The sequence below is a fragment of the Arthrobacter sp. ISL-5 genome, from assembly GCF_018613835.1.
In the GTDB taxonomy this organism is placed as follows: domain Bacteria; phylum Actinomycetota; class Actinomycetes; order Actinomycetales; family Micrococcaceae; genus Arthrobacter.
In genome coordinates, this window is sequence record NZ_JAGGPM010000017.1 from 118,784 (window position 1) to 136,870 (window position 18,087).

At 66.4% G+C, this 18,087-nt stretch carries 19 protein-coding genes; 13 read left to right on the forward strand and 6 right to left on the reverse strand.

The annotated features are described in order from the left end of the window. Window positions 1-20 precede the first annotated feature (20 nt). The 5 genes from J7I89_RS09450 to J7I89_RS09470 all read left to right on the forward strand — a co-directional run bounded on the left by J7I89_RS09450 (window position 21) and on the right by J7I89_RS09470 (window position 4,515). Complete coding sequence (locus tag J7I89_RS09450) at window positions 21-1,268, forward strand: FAD-dependent oxidoreductase (RefSeq protein ID WP_214969384.1); 1,248 nt, start codon at window positions 21-23, stop codon at window positions 1,266-1,268. Window positions 1,269-1,308: 40 nt separating this feature from the next. Next, complete coding sequence (pyrE, locus tag J7I89_RS09455; RefSeq protein WP_214969386.1) at window positions 1,309-1,890, forward strand: orotate phosphoribosyltransferase; 582 nt, start codon at window positions 1,309-1,311, stop codon at window positions 1,888-1,890. Between the two features lie 83 nt (window positions 1,891-1,973). Next, window positions 1,974-2,732, forward strand: coding sequence for a GAF and ANTAR domain-containing protein (locus tag J7I89_RS09460; RefSeq protein WP_214969388.1), 759 nt, complete (start codon window positions 1,974-1,976; stop codon window positions 2,730-2,732). A 91-nt stretch (window positions 2,733-2,823) separates the two neighbouring features. Then, on the forward strand, window positions 2,824-3,387 hold the full coding sequence (locus J7I89_RS09465) for a hypothetical protein (protein ID WP_214969390.1): 564 nt from the start codon (window positions 2,824-2,826) through the stop codon (window positions 3,385-3,387). Between the two features lie 78 nt (window positions 3,388-3,465). Then, the gene (locus tag J7I89_RS09470; RefSeq protein ID WP_214969392.1) at window positions 3,466-4,515 is read left to right on the forward strand and encodes a thioesterase domain-containing protein; all 1,050 of its coding nucleotides are present in this window, start codon (window positions 3,466-3,468) and stop codon (window positions 4,513-4,515) included. A 10-nt stretch (window positions 4,516-4,525) separates the two neighbouring features. Here J7I89_RS09470 and J7I89_RS09475 read toward each other — a convergent pair whose 3' ends face one another. Then, the gene (locus tag J7I89_RS09475; protein WP_214969394.1) at window positions 4,526-5,356 is read right to left on the reverse strand and encodes an HAD-IIA family hydrolase; all 831 of its coding nucleotides are present in this window, start codon (window positions 5,354-5,356) and stop codon (window positions 4,526-4,528) included. Between the two features lie 53 nt (window positions 5,357-5,409). Between J7I89_RS09475 and J7I89_RS09480 the strand changes: the two genes are divergently transcribed. The 3 genes from J7I89_RS09480 to J7I89_RS09490 all read left to right on the forward strand — a co-directional run bounded on the left by J7I89_RS09480 (window position 5,410) and on the right by J7I89_RS09490 (window position 7,697). Then, window positions 5,410-6,084, forward strand: a complete 675-nt coding sequence (locus tag J7I89_RS09480) for an RNA methyltransferase (RefSeq protein ID WP_214969396.1) — start codon at window positions 5,410-5,412, stop codon at window positions 6,082-6,084. A gap of 168 nt (window positions 6,085-6,252) precedes the next feature. Continuing rightward, on the forward strand, window positions 6,253-7,272 hold the full coding sequence (fbaA, locus tag J7I89_RS09485; protein WP_214969398.1) for a class II fructose-bisphosphate aldolase: 1,020 nt from the start codon (window positions 6,253-6,255) through the stop codon (window positions 7,270-7,272). 2 nt (window positions 7,273-7,274) lie between these two features. Next, the gene (locus tag J7I89_RS09490; RefSeq protein ID WP_214969400.1) at window positions 7,275-7,697 is read left to right on the forward strand and encodes a DUF3151 domain-containing protein; all 423 of its coding nucleotides are present in this window, start codon (window positions 7,275-7,277) and stop codon (window positions 7,695-7,697) included. A 123-nt stretch (window positions 7,698-7,820) separates the two neighbouring features. On the opposite strand, the gene J7I89_RS09495 is transcribed toward J7I89_RS09490, so the two are convergent. Further along, a complete protein-coding gene (locus J7I89_RS09495) occupies window positions 7,821-8,456 on the reverse strand; it encodes a uracil-DNA glycosylase (RefSeq protein WP_214969402.1) in 636 nt (211 codons plus the stop codon). A gap of 398 nt (window positions 8,457-8,854) precedes the next feature. Here J7I89_RS09495 and J7I89_RS09500 point away from each other — a divergent pair, with 398 nt between their 5' ends. The 5 genes from J7I89_RS09500 to J7I89_RS09520 all read left to right on the forward strand — a co-directional run bounded on the left by J7I89_RS09500 (window position 8,855) and on the right by J7I89_RS09520 (window position 12,483). Beyond that, window positions 8,855-10,144, forward strand: coding sequence for an adenylosuccinate synthase (locus J7I89_RS09500; protein ID WP_104140440.1), 1,290 nt, complete (start codon window positions 8,855-8,857; stop codon window positions 10,142-10,144). 132 nt (window positions 10,145-10,276) lie between these two features. Beyond that, window positions 10,277-10,459: a hypothetical protein gene (locus tag J7I89_RS09505; RefSeq protein ID WP_214969403.1), complete on the forward strand. Its 183-nt coding sequence runs from the start codon at window positions 10,277-10,279 to the stop codon at window positions 10,457-10,459. Window positions 10,460-10,645: 186 nt separating this feature from the next. Next, on the forward strand, window positions 10,646-11,170 hold the full coding sequence (locus tag J7I89_RS09510) for a hypothetical protein (protein WP_214969405.1): 525 nt from the start codon (window positions 10,646-10,648) through the stop codon (window positions 11,168-11,170). A gap of 87 nt (window positions 11,171-11,257) precedes the next feature. Beyond that, entirely contained in the window at window positions 11,258-11,806 is a 549-nt protein-coding gene (locus J7I89_RS09515) for an RNA polymerase sigma factor (protein ID WP_214969407.1), read from the forward strand. Further along, window positions 11,803-12,483, forward strand: coding sequence for a hypothetical protein (locus J7I89_RS09520; protein ID WP_214969409.1), 681 nt, complete (start codon window positions 11,803-11,805; stop codon window positions 12,481-12,483). The genes J7I89_RS09515 and J7I89_RS09520 overlap by 4 nt, the downstream gene beginning before the upstream one ends. A 230-nt stretch (window positions 12,484-12,713) precedes the next feature. Here the strand turns inward: J7I89_RS09520 and J7I89_RS09525 are convergent, their stop codons facing one another. From J7I89_RS09525 to acs, 4 genes are read right to left on the reverse strand one after another with little or no spacing between them, the layout of a single operon-like run. Next, a complete protein-coding gene (locus J7I89_RS09525) occupies window positions 12,714-13,208 on the reverse strand; it encodes a CoA-binding protein (protein ID WP_214969411.1) in 495 nt (164 codons plus the stop codon). Then, the gene (locus J7I89_RS09530) at window positions 13,205-14,542 is read right to left on the reverse strand and encodes an O-acetylhomoserine aminocarboxypropyltransferase/cysteine synthase family protein (RefSeq protein WP_214969413.1); all 1,338 of its coding nucleotides are present in this window, start codon (window positions 14,540-14,542) and stop codon (window positions 13,205-13,207) included. The genes J7I89_RS09525 and J7I89_RS09530 overlap by 4 nt, the downstream gene beginning before the upstream one ends. Then, on the reverse strand, window positions 14,542-15,777 hold the full coding sequence (gene sfnG / locus J7I89_RS09535) for a dimethylsulfone monooxygenase SfnG (protein WP_214969415.1): 1,236 nt from the start codon (window positions 15,775-15,777) through the stop codon (window positions 14,542-14,544). The genes J7I89_RS09530 and sfnG overlap by 1 nt, the downstream gene beginning before the upstream one ends. 10 nt (window positions 15,778-15,787) lie before the next feature. Then, window positions 15,788-18,022: an acetate--CoA ligase gene (acs, locus tag J7I89_RS09540; protein ID WP_251045105.1), complete on the reverse strand. Its 2,235-nt coding sequence runs from the start codon at window positions 18,020-18,022 to the stop codon at window positions 15,788-15,790. Window positions 18,023-18,087: the final 65 nt, after the last annotated feature.

Sequence of the window (18,087 nt, forward strand, 5' to 3'; positions counted from 1 at the left end):
GACAGGCGTAGCGTTGCCTCATGGAGAGAACGGGTTGCGTGGTGGTCGGCGGCGGACCGGCGGGCATGATGCTGAGTCTCCTGCTGGCGCGGGCCGGCGTGGAGGTCACGGTCCTCGAAAAGCACGGCGACTTCCTCCGGGACTTCCGCGGCGACACCGTGCACGCGTCAACCATCCGCCTCATCGACGAGCTCGGCCTGGGCGGCGCATTCCGCGAGCTTCCGCAGAGCCGCCTGCGCAACGTCGCGTTCCCCGTCCCGGGCGTCGGACTGGTGACACTTGGTGATTTCGCATCCCTGCGGCCGCCGTACAACTACATCGCCATGATGCCCCAGTGGGACTTCCTGAATTTCCTGGCCCGTGCCGCCGCGGAGGAGCCGACGTTCACGCTGCGGATGGAACACACCGCGACGTCGCTGATGTTCGACGGCGGCCGGGTCACCGGCGTCCGCTACCGGACCAAGACCGGAACCGAGGGCGCGATCCGGGCGGACCTGGTGGTGGCCACGGACGGCCGGCATTCCGTGCTGCGCCAGGCCGCCGGCCTTAAGCCCAAGGAATTCCCCGTACCGTTCGACACCTGGTGGTTCAAGCTTCCGCGGTATGCCTCGGAGCAGGGTGAAGTGGCCGGGATTGTTCCCTCGTTCAAGGGCCACGAGGCCATGATCGCGCTGTTCCGCGACGACTACTACCAAATGGGCTACCTCGGGCCAAAGGGCTCGGACGCCCGCATCCGCAGCGAGGGCGTGGAACGGTTCCGGGAACGTGTCGGCGCCCTGAGACCCGACCTGGCGGACCGCCTGGACGCCATTCGGTCAGTGGATGACCTCCACTGGCTCGACGTGCGGCTCGACCGGCTGCGGCGCTGGTACGTGGACGGGCTGCTCTGCATCGGGGACGCGGCCCATGCGATGTCGCCGGCCGGGGGCGTGGGCATCAACCTCGCCATCCAGGACGCTGTTGCCGCAGCGGCGCGGCTTGCCCCAGCCCTCCTCCGGGGCCAGGTGACCCGCAAAGAGCTCGAAGCCGTGCAGCGTCGCCGGCAGATGCCCACGGTGGTCATTCAGACTGTCCAGCGGATCATGCACCGGGTGGTGTTCGTTCCGTTGTTCACGGGCAGGAGGGCCGGGCCGCCGGCGCTGCTGCCGTTTATCGCCCGGCGGGTTCCGGCGGTCCGGAAGGTCATGCCGCGCCTCATCGCCTTCGGGCCCCGGCCCGAGCACGCTCCCGGGTTTGCCCGGCGGCAGGAACCGCGGGCAGTGGCATAGCGTGTCCGTCACAAATCCGCCACGCACTAAACTTGAACCCATGACTGCCACTCCGGACTCTGTCTCCGACACTGCTGCCCGTGCCCGCCTGCTGGAACTCATCAAGGAGCTCGCCGTGGTCCGCGGCAAGGTCATCCTGTCCAGCGGAGCCGAGGCCGACTACTACATCGACCTGCGCCGCATCACCCTTCACCATGAGGCTTCCAAGCTGGTGGGCCAGGTCATGCTGTCACTGATTGACGACGCCGGTGTCGACTTTGAGTGCGCAGGCGGCCTCACGATGGGGGCTGACCCGGTGGGCACGGCGGTCATGCACGCAGCCACCGACGCCGGCCGAACCGTGGACGCGTTCGTGGTCCGGAAGGCCCAGAAGTCCTACGGCATGGGCCGGCAGGTCGAAGGGCCATCCGTAGAAGGGCGCAAGGTGCTGGTCCTGGAAGATACGTCCACCACCGGCGGCTCGGCGCTGACCGCCGTCGAGGGCGTCAGGAAGGCCGGCGGCAACGTGGTTGCCGTTGCCGTGATCGTCGACCGCGACACCGGAGCCAAGGAAAAGATCGAAGCCGAAACAGGCGTGCCCTACCTGTTCGCCTTCGGCAAGGACGAACTCGGCCTGAGCTGACAGCCTGCCCTAGTGGACGGCACACCCCGGGTGGCCTAGTCTTTCCGTACCCCGGAACAGCCCCTTCACTTGGAGTACCCGCCATGCGCCCGTCGGATCAAGCCCTGAGCAGTGTTGAGCAAATCCAGAACCTCATTCTGGAGAGCGCCGACTTTGAAGACTTCCTCAATGAGCTTGCGCGGTACTCGGCGCACCAGGTGGCGGGCGACGGTGACGACGCCCTCTGCGGAATCACGCTGCTGCGGGACCGCAAGGCGGCGACGATCGGCTGGAGCAGCGACTCCGCCCGCGAAGTCGACGAAATCCAGTATTCGCTGTCCCGGGGGCCGTGCCTGACCGCCGCGGAGGAGGAACGGGAAGTCCACGTTCCGGATCTCTTCGAAGAAGACCGCTGGGGCCCTGATTACGCTAACGCGGTAGCTTCGCACGGGCTGCGGTCGGTGCTGTCGCTTCCGTTTGACCTGCAGGGGGACGCGAAGGCCGCGCTCAACCTCTACTCTGACGTGCCGTACAAGTTCAATGAGATTTCCGCGGCCCGCGCCCGCGGGTACACCCGGGAGATCTCCCAGGCCCTGCGCCTGGCGGTCAGGTTTTCGCTGCACACAGACAGCGCAACGAATCTCCGTGCCACGCTGGAATCGCGGACCGTCATCGACATCGCCGTCGGCATCGTCATGGCGCAGAACCGGTGCAGCCAGGAGGCGGCCGTCCGGATCCTCACCGATGCCTCCAGCCATAGCAACGTGAAACTCCGCGACATCGCGGCGTCGCTGGTGAATTCGGTGGGCGGTGCGGAGGCCCGCACCCACTTCGAGGAGCCCGGGAAGGTTCAGGCGGGCTAGCCCGGGTGCCCGCTGCTTGTGCGGCCGGCCCGCCCGGGATAGGCTGTCCGAGGTTGAGCCGTCGGCCATAGACACCCCTTTTGGAGTACCTATGGACAACCAGCTAAATCCCCTCATTAAGATCGACGACGACGCCGGCACCGCTCGGATCGATGTCCGGGGGAGCCTCACCCGGGCGTCCCGCCCGGAACTGATGCACGAAATCCAGCGCGTCCGCCGGATGGGCATCTCCTCGCACATCACCGTGGATCTTTCCCGCGCCGCTTTCGTGGAGTCATCCGCCTTGGCCGGCCTTCGCATCGACCTCAATGTCCTCGACGCCGGCACACGGCAGGTTTCACCTGCGGCCGCGCCAGGCGTGTTGCTTGAGGTCCTGTCCACCCGCGACCACGCCGTGGCGGAATCCCGCCCCGACTTCACGGCGCTGACGAACCCGTCAGAGCTGTCGCAGGCGCTGGAGGCCGCCGGGATCCGCCCGCTGTCCGACTATTCCTCTGACGAGCTGCTGGCCGCGAGCGACTCGGTCTTCGGGCTGCTGGACGATCCGGCCGGGCATTCCGGACAAGAACTGCTGGCACGGTACGACGCAATCGGCGAGGAGATCGCCCGCCGGGAACTGGCCGAGTCCGCAGAGGATCGCGCCCCAAGCAGCTGACCGGCCGGGCCGGCCTCAAACCTGCGGTCCAGTGATCTGAACTGTGCCTAGGGTTTGAAGTGTGCCTAGGGTAGTTCAGTGCCATACGAAGGAGCCGCAGGTCAGACGGGTCAGGGGGAACGGCCGGGGGCAGATGCAGCCCGGCTGCTCCGGCATGCCGCGGAGCTGAAGCGCTTCTCAAGGCGGACATTCCTCGCCGGGGCAGGGGCTTCGTCCGTGCTGGCCGCGGACATGCTGCTGACCCAGCGGGTCCAGGAGGAGCGCCAGGTCCAGAAGATCCTGGTCGTGGAGGACGACTTTGCGCAGACCTACTTCCCGAACGCCAGCTGGATCCTGTTCCCGGGCTACAAGACCAGCTGGGAAGAAGCGCAGTGGATCCTCAACTCCCTGCGCGGAACGCTGCGGCAACGCGGTCAGCTGGCGGCCGTGGGCTACTCCAACCTCGGCCTGGACATCGACCAGCTGGTCATCGCCGTGATCGAGCACGTCCGGGCCAACAACCTCACCAAGCTCTACTTCTACGGGCACAGCTTCGGCGGCATGGTCGCGACGCAGGTGGCGGCCCGGCTGCTCGAACTCCACGGCGCCGAGGTGGCGCTGATCGTGCTCGACTCCAGCCCCTACAGCAAGTTCGACGTCCTTGACCAGAGCTGGTTCGACGGTGTGGTGTTCCTGTACGAAAGCGGGTTCCGGATCCCGTCCGTGCTGCGCGGGGGCTACGAGCTCGGCGAGCGTGTGGTGCACAAGGACGAGCGGACCTGGCGGCAGATCGTGGACCAGACGCTGGAGCAGCTTTCCCCGATTGCCCCGTCCAGCGTGCTGATCCAGTCCGAATCCGCCTACATCTACCACTTCGACGCCACCCGGTTCGCGGGCCGGATCGGCGATGCCCGGATGGCCTACATCGGAAACCCCCGGGACCAGACCGTCAATTACCAGACCGCCCACCAATCCTGGGCCCGGACGTTCGCCGGCAACATGGTGTCTTCCGACCGTCAGACCGAGGGAGCGCTGCCCGCCCACGCCAGCCCGGGCTGGAACCCGTTCGTCTACCGGCCCATCCTCGCGGCACTGCAGGACGAGATCTTCCCGATGCCGTCCGGCGGACGGAAAATGACGCCGTTCTAGCCGGACCGCGTCAGATCTGGCTCTTGAGGTCCGCCACCGAGTTCAGCACCTGGTTGGGGCGGAACGGGTACGCCGCGATGTCCTCCCGCTGCGTGATGCCGGTGAGCACCAGCACGGTGTGCAGCCCCGCTTCCATGCCCGCGATGATGTCCGTGTCCATGCGGTCGCCGATCATGGCGGTGGTTTCGGAGTGGGCATCGATCTGGTTCATGGCGGAGCGGAACATCATGGGATTCGGCTTGCCCACGATGTACGGTTCGCGGCCGGTCGCCTTGGAGATCAGGGCGGCGATGGCGCCGGTGGCGGGCATGGGGCCCTCCTTGGAGGGGCCGGTGGCGTCGGGGTTGGTGGCAATGAAACGCGCCCCCGCGAGGATCAGCCGGATCGCCATGGTGATCGCCTCGAAGGAATAGGTGCGCGTCTCACCCAGCACCACAAAGTCGGGATTCTGGTCGGTGAGGATGAAGCCGGCCTCGTGCAGCGCCGTCGTGAGTCCTGCTTCGCCGATGGTGTACGCGCGGTTGCCGGAATCGGAGCCCTGCACCTGGTCCTTCAGGAACTGCGCAGTGGCCAGGGCCGAGGTCCAGATGTTCTCTTCCGGGATCTCCAGTCCGGAGGCGCGCAGCCGGGCTGCGAGGTCACGCGGCGTAAAGATGGAGTTGTTGGTCAGCACCAGGAACCGCTTGGACGTGTCCACCCAGCGCTGGATCAGTTCCGCCGCCCCCGGGACGGGCTGGTTTTCGTGCACCAGGACACCGTCCATATCGGTCAGCCAGCACTCGATTTCCTGGCCGCTGCGATACACCGCAGCGTTTCCCTTTACCTGATCCGCTTCTGCCACGATTTACCTCCGCCGGTGATGGTTGCTTCCGGAGCCCAGTCTAGTGTTGAGGGGTGACTCAAACGCCCGGGACCCCAGCAGAACCCCAACGAGCCGCGGAGGAAACGCCCGAGCCAAAGCCGGAGGTCGGCGTCGGGCCCTGGGAAGGCGAGTGGCCGCAGGGCGAGCATTGGGACCCGGACCTCCTGTCGGACGGCGACCGGCGCAACGTGGTGGACAAATACCGCTACTGGAAGCACGACGCGATCGTGACGGACCTCGATTCCAAACGCCACGAATTCCACATCGCCATCGAAAACTGGCAGCACGACCTCAACATCGGCACCGTGGTGCGAACCGCCAATGCGTTCCTCGCCAAAGAGGTGCACATCATCGGACGACGCCGGTGGAACCGCCGCGGGGCAATGGTCACCGACCGCTACCAGCACGTCCGCTACCACCCCACCGTGGACGATTTCGTCGCGTGGGCGCAGGGGGAGGGGCTGGCGATCATCGGAATCGACATCTTCCCGGACTCGGTGCCGCTGGAAACGTATGAACTGCCACGGAAATGCGTTCTTGTCTTCGGCCAGGAAGGCCCGGGCCTGACCCCGGAGGTGCATGAAGCTGCGGAGGCCACGTTGTCGATCGAACAGTTCGGTTCCACGCGTTCCATCAACGCAGGCTCTGCAGCGGCGATTGCCATGCACGCGTGGGTGCGCCGCCACGTCTTCGGCCAGCACGTGTAGCGGATATCCGTCCGCCGGGCCGGAACAACCGGACCGGAACAAAGTGTTACCCGGCCGCGTGACCCGAAACACTGCCACGGCGCAGAACTGGCTAGGATGGTTCGTAGCCGACGAGGTTCACTCCAGGGTCCACACAACCCGCAGACGAAATTCACTTTAGGAGTCAGCATGCCCATTGCAACCCCAGAGATCTACTCCGAGATGATCGACCGCGCAAAGGCGGGCGGCTTCGCATTCCCGGCGGTCAACGTCACGTCTTCCCAGACCCTGAATGCCGCGCTGCGCGGTTTCGCCGAGGCCGAGTCCGACGGCATCGTCCAGGTTTCCACCGGCGGTGCCGCGTACTGGTCCGGCGCCTCCACGAAGGACATGGTTGCCGGTTCGCTGGGCTTCGCCGCGTTCGCCCGCGAGGTGGCCAAGAACTACGGCGTGAACATCGCGCTGCACACGGACCACTGCCCCAAGGACAAGCTGGACGGCTTTGTCCTGCCGCTGCTGGCGGCGTCCGAGGCCGAGGTCAAGGCCGGCCGCAACCCGCTCTTCAACTCCCACATGTGGGACGGTTCCGCCGAGACGCTGCAGGAGAACCTGCGCATCGCCCGTGAGCTGCTGGCGCGCACCGCCGCGGCGAAGATCATCCTCGAGGTCGAGATCGGCACGGTCGGTGGCGAGGAAGACGGCGTGGAGCACGAGATCAACGAGAAGCTCTACACCACGGTGGAGGACGCGCTGGCGACCATCGACGCGCTGGGCGCCGGCGAGAACGGCCGCTACATCACCGCGCTGACCTTCGGCAACGTGCACGGTGTGTACAAGCCGGGCGGTGTGAAGCTGCGCCCGGAGATCCTGAAGGACATCCAGGCCCAGGTGGGCGCGAAGATCGGCAAGGAGAACCCGTTCGACCTCGTGTTCCACGGCGGCTCGGGCTCCTCGGACCAGGAGATCGCCGACGCGGTGTCCTACGGCACCATCAAGATGAACATCGACACCGACACCCAGTACGCCTACACGCGTCCCGTGGCCGATCACATGTTCAAGAACTATGACGGCGTGCTGAAGGTCGACGGCGAAGTGGGCAACAAGAAGACCTACGACCCCCGCGTCTGGGGCGCTTCCGCCGAGGCCGGCCTGGCCGCCCGCGTTGTTGAAGCCACCAAGCAGCTCGGCTCCGCCGGAAAGACCTTCTAAGCATGTCCGACGAGTTCCGCAGGAACCTGATGGGTCCCGAGCCGACGCTCCTGCCTGCCGAGACCGAGGTCTACGCGCAGCTGGACGCGGGCCAGGAAGCCCTGGACCTGGTGGAGAAGCACCCCACATCCTCACTGCTGTGGGCTGTGCTGGCCGAGGAAGCCTGGGCGGACGGACGCACCATCGACTCCTACGCCTACGCCCGCGTGGGCTACCACCGCGGCCTGGACTCGCTCCGCCGCAACGGCTGGCGGGGCGTCGGGCCCATCCCGTGGGAGCACGAGCCTAACCGCGGTTTCCTACGTGCGCTCTACTCACTGGGACGTGCCTCGGCGGCCATCAATGAGGCCGAGGAACCGGAGCGGATTGAGAAGTTCCTCAATGACTCCGATCCCTCCGCCAAAGCGGCCATCGAAGCCAAGTAACCGCACCACATAACGACGTCGGCCCCTCACCAAAAAGGTGAGGGGCCGACGTCGTTATTTGTGGTGGGCCCACGACTGCCGGGTTCCCTGACCGAGCTTGCGAGGTTAGGGGGCAGGTGGGGACTAGCTGGCGGCCTTCGCCAGGCCCGTGCGGGCCATGGCGTCCAGGTACACAACGTGCATTTCGTCGAGGTACTGCTGCTGCCGCGCCGGGGTGCCGGCGAAGGCGCGGCCGCTGAGCGAGCGGACCTTGTAAGTCTTCAGGCCGCGGCGCCACAGCAGCGGGACCTCGGTCTTGAGCAGCAGGCCGGCCAGCCGGTTGGCCTCGGTGCCGTGGGCCACGATGACCGAGGCGCGCGGCACCAGGGCCAGGAACTTCAGCAGCGGCTTGAGTCCGGCGGAGATCTGGTCAGGCGTGAACTTGCCGTTCGGTTCGCCGGGGGTGTGCCACGGGTGCACGTTCCAGGGCATGATGTACTCCGGCCGGAGCCCGAGCTTCCACTGCACGCCGAGCATGCGGGTGGCGGCGTCGTCGTCGCCCGGAGTGATGAAGCCCGACGGCGAGGCAGTGCCGATGTTGGAGTAGAGGCTGATGATGCGGCATTCGTCGACGTCGTGCATGGGGTCGACATACGGCACCTGGGTGCCCGGCTTGGTGCTCTGCAGTGAGTCGCACAATTCATTAACAGCGGCGACATTGGGTTCGTAACGGCGGCTCAGGAGTTGTTCACGGAAAGATTCAGTAGCCAGGGCTGTCATGTAAGTGCTGTGTCTCCTGCGGGGATCGGTCACGCTGCCGTACCGGAAACGGGCGCGCCAGGTCCGGGTCGGTTTGAAAATGTGGTGTGGATCGATTCCTGGTCGATCCTTATCAGTTTAGCAAGCCCCGCAAAATGTACCGCTCACTGCACCGCTCGCCTCCCGGCAGAACAGGCACCGCGGGGGATGGCCAAAGCAAGAAATCCGGTGGCCATCGGCTAAACTTGGGTGGTAAGAGCCCCGGAACTCTTGCGTCTTTGTCCATCGGCCAACGCCGAGGGTGCGGTCGCTGACATTCGGGGCATTCTCATGAACGGCGCTGCCTTCAGGCCAGACACTGCGGTGAAACCCCCGGTGACTGAAACGGAAGTCGGCCCGAACGAATGGGGGAGGATCCCATGCCAGCAATCGTTATCGTCGGAGCCCAATGGGGCGACGAAGGAAAAGGTAAGGCCACTGACCTGCTCGGAGGCCGCGTCGACTACGTCGTGAAGCCGAACGGCGGCAACAACGCCGGGCACACCGTCGTCGTGGGCGGTGAGAAGTATGAGCTGAAGCTCCTTCCTGCCGGCATCCTCAGCCCCAACGCGGTTCCCATCATCGGCAACGGCTGCGTGGTGAACCTGGAGGCACTGTTCCAGGAGATTGACGGCCTGGAGGCCCGCGGTGCGGACACGTCCAAGCTGCGCGTCTCCGCAAACGCGCACCTCGTTGCGCCCTACCACCAGGTGCTGGACAAGGTCACCGAACGTTTCCTCGGCAGCCGCGCCATCGGCACCACCGGCCGCGGCATCGGCCCGGCTTACATGGACAAGGTGGCCCGCCTCGGCATCCGCGTGCAGGACGTCTTTGACGAATCCATCCTGCGCCAAAAGGTTGAAGGCTCGCTGCGCCAGAAGAACGAACTCCTGGTCAAGGTGTACAACCGGCGCAGCGTCGTGGTGGACGAGATCGTTGAATACTTCCTCTCCTTCGCGGAGCGCCTGCGCCCCCTGGTCATCGACAGCACCCTGGTGCTGAACACGGCCCTGGACGAAGGCAAGGTGGTGCTCATGGAGGGCGGCCAGGCCACGTTCCTGGACGTGGACCACGGCACGTACCCGTTCGTCACGTCCTCCAACCCGACCGCCGGCGGCGCCTCCGTGGGCTCCGGCATCGGCCCCACACGCATCTCGCGCTCGATCGGCATCATCAAGGCGTACACCACGCGTGTCGGCGCCGGCCCGTTCCCCACCGAGCTCTTCGATGAGATGGGCATGTACCTGCAGAAGACCGGCGGCGAGTTCGGGGTCAACACCGGCCGTCCGCGCCGCTGCGGCTGGTACGACGCCGTCCTGGCCCGCCACGCTTCCCGCGTCAACGGCTTCACGGACTACTTCGTCACCAAGCTGGACGTCCTCACCGGCATCGAGCAGATCCCGGTGTGCGTCGCGTACGACGTCGACGGCGTCCGGCACGACGAAATGCCCATGACCCAGACCGAGTTCCACCACGCTAAGCCGATCTTCGAGTACTTCGAGGGCTGGACCGAGGACATCACCGGAGCACGCACGCTGGCCGATCTGCCCGAGAACGCCCGGAACTACGTCCTGGCCCTCGAGAAGCTCTCCGGCACGCGTTTCTCCGCGATCGGCGTGGGCCCCGACCGGGACCAGACCATCGTTGTCAACGATCTGATCAACGACTGACGTTCCCGGCCATATCCTCAGCAGTTCCGACGGCGGCGGGTCACCTCTCAGAGGTGGCCCGCCGCCGTCGTTGCCGGCAGCAGGCGGAGTGTCGGTCTTCGGCCGCGGGCGGTCTGCCCTAAGCTCACTCAGGTGGGAAATCTCAGCACCGATGACAGCGAACGCCTAGCGGTGGTTCCGGTGCTGGACGGTCAGACGTGCATCGATGAGCTGCTCATGGACCTGGGTGATGTGCTTAGTGTGCACGCCCTCATCCAGATGCTGCCTGAGGCCGGCGTTGACGGCATTCCCGGCGGGCAGCTCCGCCTCTTCTGACCCGCCGGGAGCCTCCTGACCGAGGCGGGCCCTCCGTCGTTGCACATCCCGTCCCAAGGGAATTCCGGCCGGCGCGTAACCTGCGGCCCCCGCGCTTCGATTACCTCTGTGTAAGCGCCAGGCCGGGGGTTGTCCCCCATCAGCCTCCAGCCCGGCCTTCAACCAACCAAAGGATGTTTTTTTCTTATGAAGAGTGTTAGCAAGACCACCAGGATTGCTGTCGGAGCCGCCATCATCGCTGTCGGAGGGTTCTCCGGCATCGGACTGGCCAACGCGGCCCAGGTCTCCGGCTCGCAGCACGCAGAGGTGACCCCCGCTACGCCCGCCGTCCCCGCTGCTCCCGAGCTCCCGGCTGTCCCCGCAGTTCCGGCTTCCCCCTCGGTCAAGACCCCGTCGGTCAAGGCTCCTGCAGTCAAGGGCGCCAAGGTTTCCGGTGAAGCCAAGGTTGCGGCCCGCAAGGGCTCCGCCGCCGCCAAGGTTGACGCGACCGCCGCCGTTCCGGCCACTCCCGCCGTCCCGGCAGTTCCGGGTGGCGCCGGCGTTCCGGCTACGCCTGCTGTCCCGGCGACCCCGGCTGTTCCGGCTGTACCGGCCACGCCTAATGTGCCGGCAACCCCTGCCGTTCCGGCTGTTCCCGGCGCTGCAGACAACGTGGCAGCCCCGGCTGTGCCGGCCGTTCCGTCCGCAGACCTGCCGGAGCTCGGCAAGTAGGCACGGACTTTCCCGAATAGGGCCATACGGTGTGCGGCGGCTAGGCTTACTACCGCCGCACACCAGCCGTAAGGGAAGGACAGCTCCTTGGCAGTTCAGCTGACCGACGACGAATTGTCAGCCGCCTTAGCCGGCGATCCTTCCGGTTTTAGCGCCGTCTACAGCACTATTTCCCCCGCAGTGCTTGGCTATTTCCGGGCCCGTGGCGTTGATGACGCCGAAGCCCTCACGCAGGACGTCTTCGTTGATGTCCTGCCCAAACTCAGTGGCGTCAAAGGCGGTCACTCGGGCCTCCGGACCTTCATTTTCTCGGTGGCCCACGCCCGGCTCGTCGACTACCGGCGCCGACACGCTAGAACACCCCAGCTGACCGAATACGACCCCCTTGCTGACGAACGGTATTCAAACTCCGCCGAGGACGAGGTCCTCGGCTCGCTGGGCGGCATCTCGTCCACTCTTGCCATGCTCAACGACGAGCAGCGTGAAGTCCTGATACTGCGGATCGTCGCGGACCTCTCCGTCGAACAAGTGGCAGGCATCATGAACAAGACTCCGGGCGCGATCAAGCAGCTCCAGCGGCGCGGGCTCATTGCCCTGCGCGAACTCGTCAAGGAAAAGGACTACACACCATCATGAGTGTCTCGCCAATAGGCCGGGAAGAGGGGGATATCCAGGCGATCCTCCAGGATTCCGGGTTCGAAGAGGACACGGACCTTCGCAGGTCGCTGGAAGATTTGCGCGCGTTCGCTCTGGACGGACCACCTGAACCGCGCGCGGACCTCCAAGCCCTGCTGACGCCCGGCGTCACCAGGCTGGACCTGCGCCGCCGCAGCCGGAAGCGCCGGATGGGCGTCGTTCTTGGCGCGGCTGTGGTCGGTGCCATGGGCCTCGGCGCGGGCGCCGTGGCTGCCTCCGAGGACTTCCGCCTGAGCGTCAGCCATGCCGTGGTGAAGATCTTCGAGCCGACCAGCCAGACCCCTGCGCCGAACGCCGATGCTGCTCCGCCCGCGGCCCCTGGCGTGTCGGTCCCGTCCCCGGCGGCGGTGGCGCCGTTTCCCTCGGCAACTCCGTCAAGGTCAGTGACGGCGTCAAAGGCTGCCCGGCCGCAAGCGCCGGCGTCCGCCACACCGGCTCCGGGCAACGCCGCGGCTGAGCACGGAGGGAGCCAGGCCAAAGCTCCGGCGGTGCCGCTGCGGCCGACGACCGTGCCGGCAACCCCCGTGCCGGCCCCGCCCGGCGCCGGCCCAAGGCCGTTTGCCAGCCTGCTTCCGTTGCTTCCCACCCTTCCGGGGACTGTTCCAGGGAAGCCCTGAGCCCGACCCCTGGGCCCTACTTCCAGGCCCGGGAAACAGGGCAGAAAAAAGTTTTCAAATTTTTTTTGAAAATGGCGTAACCTCCGGGGCGGCCCCGTCGATTACGTAAGTGAAAGGCCGGGCTGGAATGTGTCCCCCATCAGGTTCCAGCCCGGCCCTTTTTCTTGCCACCGGCGGCTTCAGCTGCCGTTGAGGCACACCACCCGCCGAGGCCCGCGTAAGCAGTCCGCCTAAGCCAGCACTTGCCGCCTCGAGGAAATGACGCCGGTGTCGAAGCCCGCCAGGTGCAGGCCGCCGTGGAAGCGCGCATGTTCGATCTTGACGCAACGGTCCATCACCACGTTCAGACCCGCCGCCTCCGCTCCAAGGGCCACGCCCTCATGCCACGAGCCCAGCTGCAGCCAGAGGGTCTGTGCCCCGGCGGCAACGGCCTCATCCAGGACTCCCGGCAGGTCATCGTGCTTTCGGAAGACGTCCACGATGTCAGGGCTCTCCGGCAGGTCAGCGAGGGAGGCGTACGTCGGCTGCCCTAGGATTTCCTTCACCACCGGGTTCACGAAGTACACCTTGTACCGGGTGGACGACTGCAGGTACGTGGCCACGAAGTAGCTGGCCCGGGACGGCTTGTCCGAGGCCCCCACGATCGCGATGGATTTAGCCTGCCGGAGCAGGTTCAGGCGTTCCGGCGCTGTCGGGCCCTCCCAGGCGCGGTCTGTGGTGCTCATGCCCGTGCTCCAATCGTGCAAGTGTCGGCCGACAAGTTGTCCGTCGCCACTTCCGCCGCCGCGTCCAGGGCCTGGTCCAAGTCCCAGAGGATGTCGTCAATGTCTTCCAGGCCCACGGAGATGCGGACCAGGTCTTCCGGGACGCCGGCGGACTCGAGCTGTTCCGGGCTGAGCTGCTGGTGCGTGGTCGAACCGGGGTGGATGACCAGGGTGCGCGAGTCGCCCACGTTGGCCAGGTGCGAGGCCAGCTGGAGTGCCTCGATGAACTTCTGCCCGGCTGCGCGGCCGCCCTTCACGCCGAAGGAGAACACCGAACCGGGGCCCAAGGGCAGATACTTCTGCGCCCGCTCAAAGTGCGGGTGGGACGGCAGACCGGAGAAGTTCACGTAGGCAACGCGTTCGTCGGCCTCGAGCCATTCCGCCACGGCCTGGGCGTTCTTCAGGTGCTCGTCAAGGCGCTGCGGAAGCGTCTCCACGCCCTGCAGCAGCTGGAAAGCGGACTGCGGTGAGAGCGCCGGACCGATGTCCCGCAGCTGCTCGCAGCGCAGCTTGGTCAGGAAGCCGTACTCGCCGAAGTTCCCCCACCAGGAGACGTTGCCGTAGGAGGCCACGGGCTCGGTCATAGTGGGGAACTTGCCGTTGCCCCAGTTGAATCGGCCGCTCTCCACGATCACGCCGCCCAGGGTGGTGCCGTGGCCGCCGAGGAACTTGGTGGCGGAGTGGATCACGATGTCCGCGCCGTGCTCGATCGGCCGCACGAGGTACGGCGTGCTCAAGGTGGCGTCCACGACGAGGGGGATACCGGCGTCGTTCGCTACCTTCGCCAGGGCCGCCAGGTCCTGGACCTCCGACGACGGGTTGGCCACCACCTCGACGAAGATCGCCTTGGTGTTCTCCTGTACGGCAGCCGCGTAATCCGCGGGGTCGGTGCCGGGAACGAACGTGGTGTCAACGCCGAACCGGCGCAGGGTGACATCCAGCTGGGTGACCGTTCCGCCGTACAGCTGGGAGGCCGCCACGATGTGGTCACCGGCCTGGGTGAGCGCGGCGAAGGTGATGAACTCCGCGGCCATGCCCGACGACGTCGCGACCGCGCCGATGCCGCCCTCGAGGGACGCTATGCGCTCCTCAAACGCCGCCACGGTCGGGTTGCCGATGCGCGAGTAGATGTTGCCGTACTTCTGCAGCGCGAAGAGGTTGGCGGCGTCCTGGGTGTCCTTGAACACGAAGGACGTGGTCTGGTAGATGGGCACGGCGCGGGCGCCGTGCTCGGCGTCGGGGGTGCCGCCGGCATGCAGGGCGCGGGTGCGGAAACCGAACTTGCGGTCAGCCATTACGCGTTCACCAGCCCGGCGGTTGAGCCTGCCCCGGCGGTGCTGGCCGAAGCCACGGGCGTCCCGGACAGGTCCAGCTCCGTGCCGTTCCTGCGGGCGAGGTCCGCCTCGAGTTCGCGGACGATCGGCAGGATGTCCTGGCCGAACGCTGCCACTTCCTCCTGGAAGTGCAGGTAGCCGGTGAGGAACAGGTTCACGCCGATCTTCTTGTACTCCACGATCCGCTCAGCGATCCGTTCCGGCGTGCCGATCAGCTGGGTCTTGAAGCCGTCGTTGTACTGGACCAGGTCCTCGAAGGTGGAGTCGGCCCACATGCCCTTGCCGTCCTTGGTGGAGGCGCCGGCTTCCTGGACGGCGTCGCGGAAACCCTGGACTGCGGGCTTGTGCGCCTTCTCCACGATTTCGCGGAGGGTGTCGCGGGCTTCCTTCTCGGAGTCGCGGGCGATCACGAAGCCGTTGAGGCCGAAGCGGGGGGCCGCGAGCCGGCCTTCGGCGCCGCGCTGAGTCTCCCGCCCGCTTTCTCCTGCGGAGGCGACCACGCCTGCGATGTTCTCCTTGAACCCGTCCAGGTCCTTGCCGTTGGAGAAGTACCAGTCCGCCACGCGGCCGGCGGTGGCCTGGGCCGCGGTGGAGTTGCCGCCGAAGAAGATCTCCGGGTGCGCGCGGCCGGGAACGTCCACCGGGGCCGGGTTCAGGGTGAAGTCGGTGATGTTGTAGTACTTGCCGGACTGGCTGTACTCCTGCTCGGTCCAGAGGCCACGCAGGACCTTGATGAACTCCTCGGTGCGGACATAGCGTTCGTCATGCTCGAGCCATTCGAGGCCAAAGTTGGTGAACTCGTTCTTGAGCCAGCCGGAGACGATGTTCACGGCGGCGCGGCCGTTGGAGATGTGGTCCGCGGTGATGATGTATTTGGCCAGCACGCCGGGGTGCCACATGCCGGGGTGGACGGCGGAGATGACCTTGAGCCGCTCCGTGGCCGCCAGCAGCGCCAGGCTGAACGACGTGGCCTCGTGCTGCTTGTCCGCGCCGTAGGAGGCGGCGTAGCGGGTCTGGGTCAGGGCGTATTCGAAGCCTGAGTTTTCCGCGATCCGGGCCAGCTTCTTGTTGTAGTCGAAGTCCCAGCCGGTGCGCTGTTCGATCGTTGAGACCACCAGGCCGCCGGAAACGTTCGGCACCCAGTAAGCGAACTTGAGGGGCTCGGAAAGACGGGCAACGTTGCTGATGTCGTTCATGATTGTTCCTTTACTTCTGTCCGTTGAGGGGAGATGCCGGGACCGCTGCAGCGTAGTCACGCAGTGCGTCCTGGATTTCGGCGATCGCCGGTTCGTTCTGAAGTGACGTGGTGTCGCCGAGGGCGGTTCCCTCGAAAAGCTGGGTGAGCAGCCGGCGCATGATCTTGCCGCTGCGCGTCTTGGGCACGTCGGGAACCACGACGACGTCGCGCGGCTTGGCGATCGGACCGATCTCCTTCGCGACGTGGTTGCGCAGTTCCTCAATAATCAGTTCGGCGGCCAGTTCCCCGGAAACCCCGCCCTTCAGCACCACGAAGGCGACGACGGCATGGCCGGTCTTCGGGTCCGCCACCGGACAGACGCCGGCTTCCACCACGTCCGGGTGCGAGACGAGGGCCGATTCGATTTCGATGGTGGACAGCAGATGCCCGGACACATTGAGGGTGTCGTCCACCCGCCCCAGGATCCAGATGTCGCCGTCGGCGTCGTATTTGGCGCCATCGCCGGCCAGGAACCAGCCCTGCTCCGCGTACTTGCGCCAATACGAATCGAAGTACCGCTGGGGGTTGCCCCAGACGGTGCGGGCGATGGCGGGCCCGGGGGTGTCCACCACAATGAATCCCTGGACGCCCGGCGGAACTGCGTTGCCGGCGTCGTCAACGATCCGGGTACTCACCCCGGGCAGCGGACGGGCCGCGCAGCCGGGCTTGAACTCGGTGTCCGTCGGAGCGGGGGACAGGATGGTGGCGCCGGTTTCGGACTGCCACCAGGTGTCCACCACGGGTGACGTGCCGGCGCCGACGTTCCGGCGCAGCCAGCGCCAGGCTTCGGGGTTGACTGCTTCGCCCACGGTGCCGAGCATCCTGATGGAGGAGAGGTCGTAGGTATCGGGTACGCCGTCGGGGAACCAGCCCATGAGTGAGCGGACCAGCGTGGGCGCCGTGTAGTACTGGGTGACGCCGTAGCGCTCGATGATCTCGAAGTGCCGGCCCGGGTGCGGGGTATTGGGCGTGCCTTCGAAGATCACCTGCGTGACGCCATTGGAGAGCGGGCCGTAGATCTCGTAGGTGTGGGCGGTGACCCAGGCCAGGTCCGCGGTGCACCAGTGCACATCCTGGTCCCGGAGTTCGGGGTCCGGGTTGCTGAACAGGTGCTCGAAGCTCCAAGACGCCTGTGTCAGGTAGCCGCCCGACGTGTGAACGAGGCCCTTGGGCTTACCCGTGGTCCCGGAGGTGTACATGATGAACAGGGGCGTCTCGGCGTCGAAGGCCTCCGGCTCGTGCACGTCGGAGGCCCGCCCGACGGCGTCGTGCCACCACACGTCGCGGCCTTCGGTCATGGGGACGTCGGCCAGCTGGTCCGCGGGGGTGGTGCGGTTGACCACCAGGACGTGCTCGATGGCGTTGTCCCCGGCAACTGCTGCATCGGCGTTGTCCTTGACCGGCACGGCCTCGCCTCGGCGGAACTGGCCGTCCGTGGTGACCAGGAGCTTGGCCCGGGTGTCCTCCACGCGGAACTTCAGCGCCTCGGCGGAGAATCCGCCGAACACGAGGGAATGGACGGCGCCGATGCGGGCCACCGCGAGCGTGATGATGACGGTTTCGGGGATGACCGGGAGGTAGATGACCACGCGGTCGCCCTTGGTGATGCCCAGGTCCAGGAGGGCATTCGCGGCCCTGGACACTTCCCGCTGCAGTTCGGCGTACGTGACGTCGCGGCGGTCGCCCGGCTCGCCCTCGAAGTGCAGCGCGACCTTGTCGCCCCGGCCGGCCGCAACATGGCGGTCCACGCAGTTGTAGGCGACGTTGAGCTTGCCGCCCTCGAACCAGGTGATGTCGGGGCCGGTGCCTGCTTCCAGGTCGGCGGGCACCCGCCGGTGGGCGGTGTGCCAGGGCTTGCCGCCGTTCGTTCCGGCGCTCTTGGGCGTGGTCTCCCAAGTGAGCCGGAGTGCCTGTGTTTCCCAGAAGGCGACAGTGTCCTTTACCGGCGTGCCTTTCAAGGGCGCCGTACTGGGGGTGGTGCTGCTGTGACGCGCCGGCCCGCCAGTGGCGGCGCCGTGCACTGCGCCGTCCGTGGGCTCGGTCGAGGACCATCCCGAAGAGCCGCGAGGGGAGCCGGGCGCGTCACGCAGCCCTGCTTCGATCGCCGTCGCGGTCGAAGTGGTTTGTGGGTGTTCGGCTGCCTGGTTCTCCGCAGTGGAAATCCGGGCAGGCGAGGGCAGGGCAAAAGAAATCTCAGGTGTCATTGCAGGTACTCCATCGGTCCTGGCAGTAGCACCCTCGTGTTCCTCCTCAAGAGAAGAAACAGTTC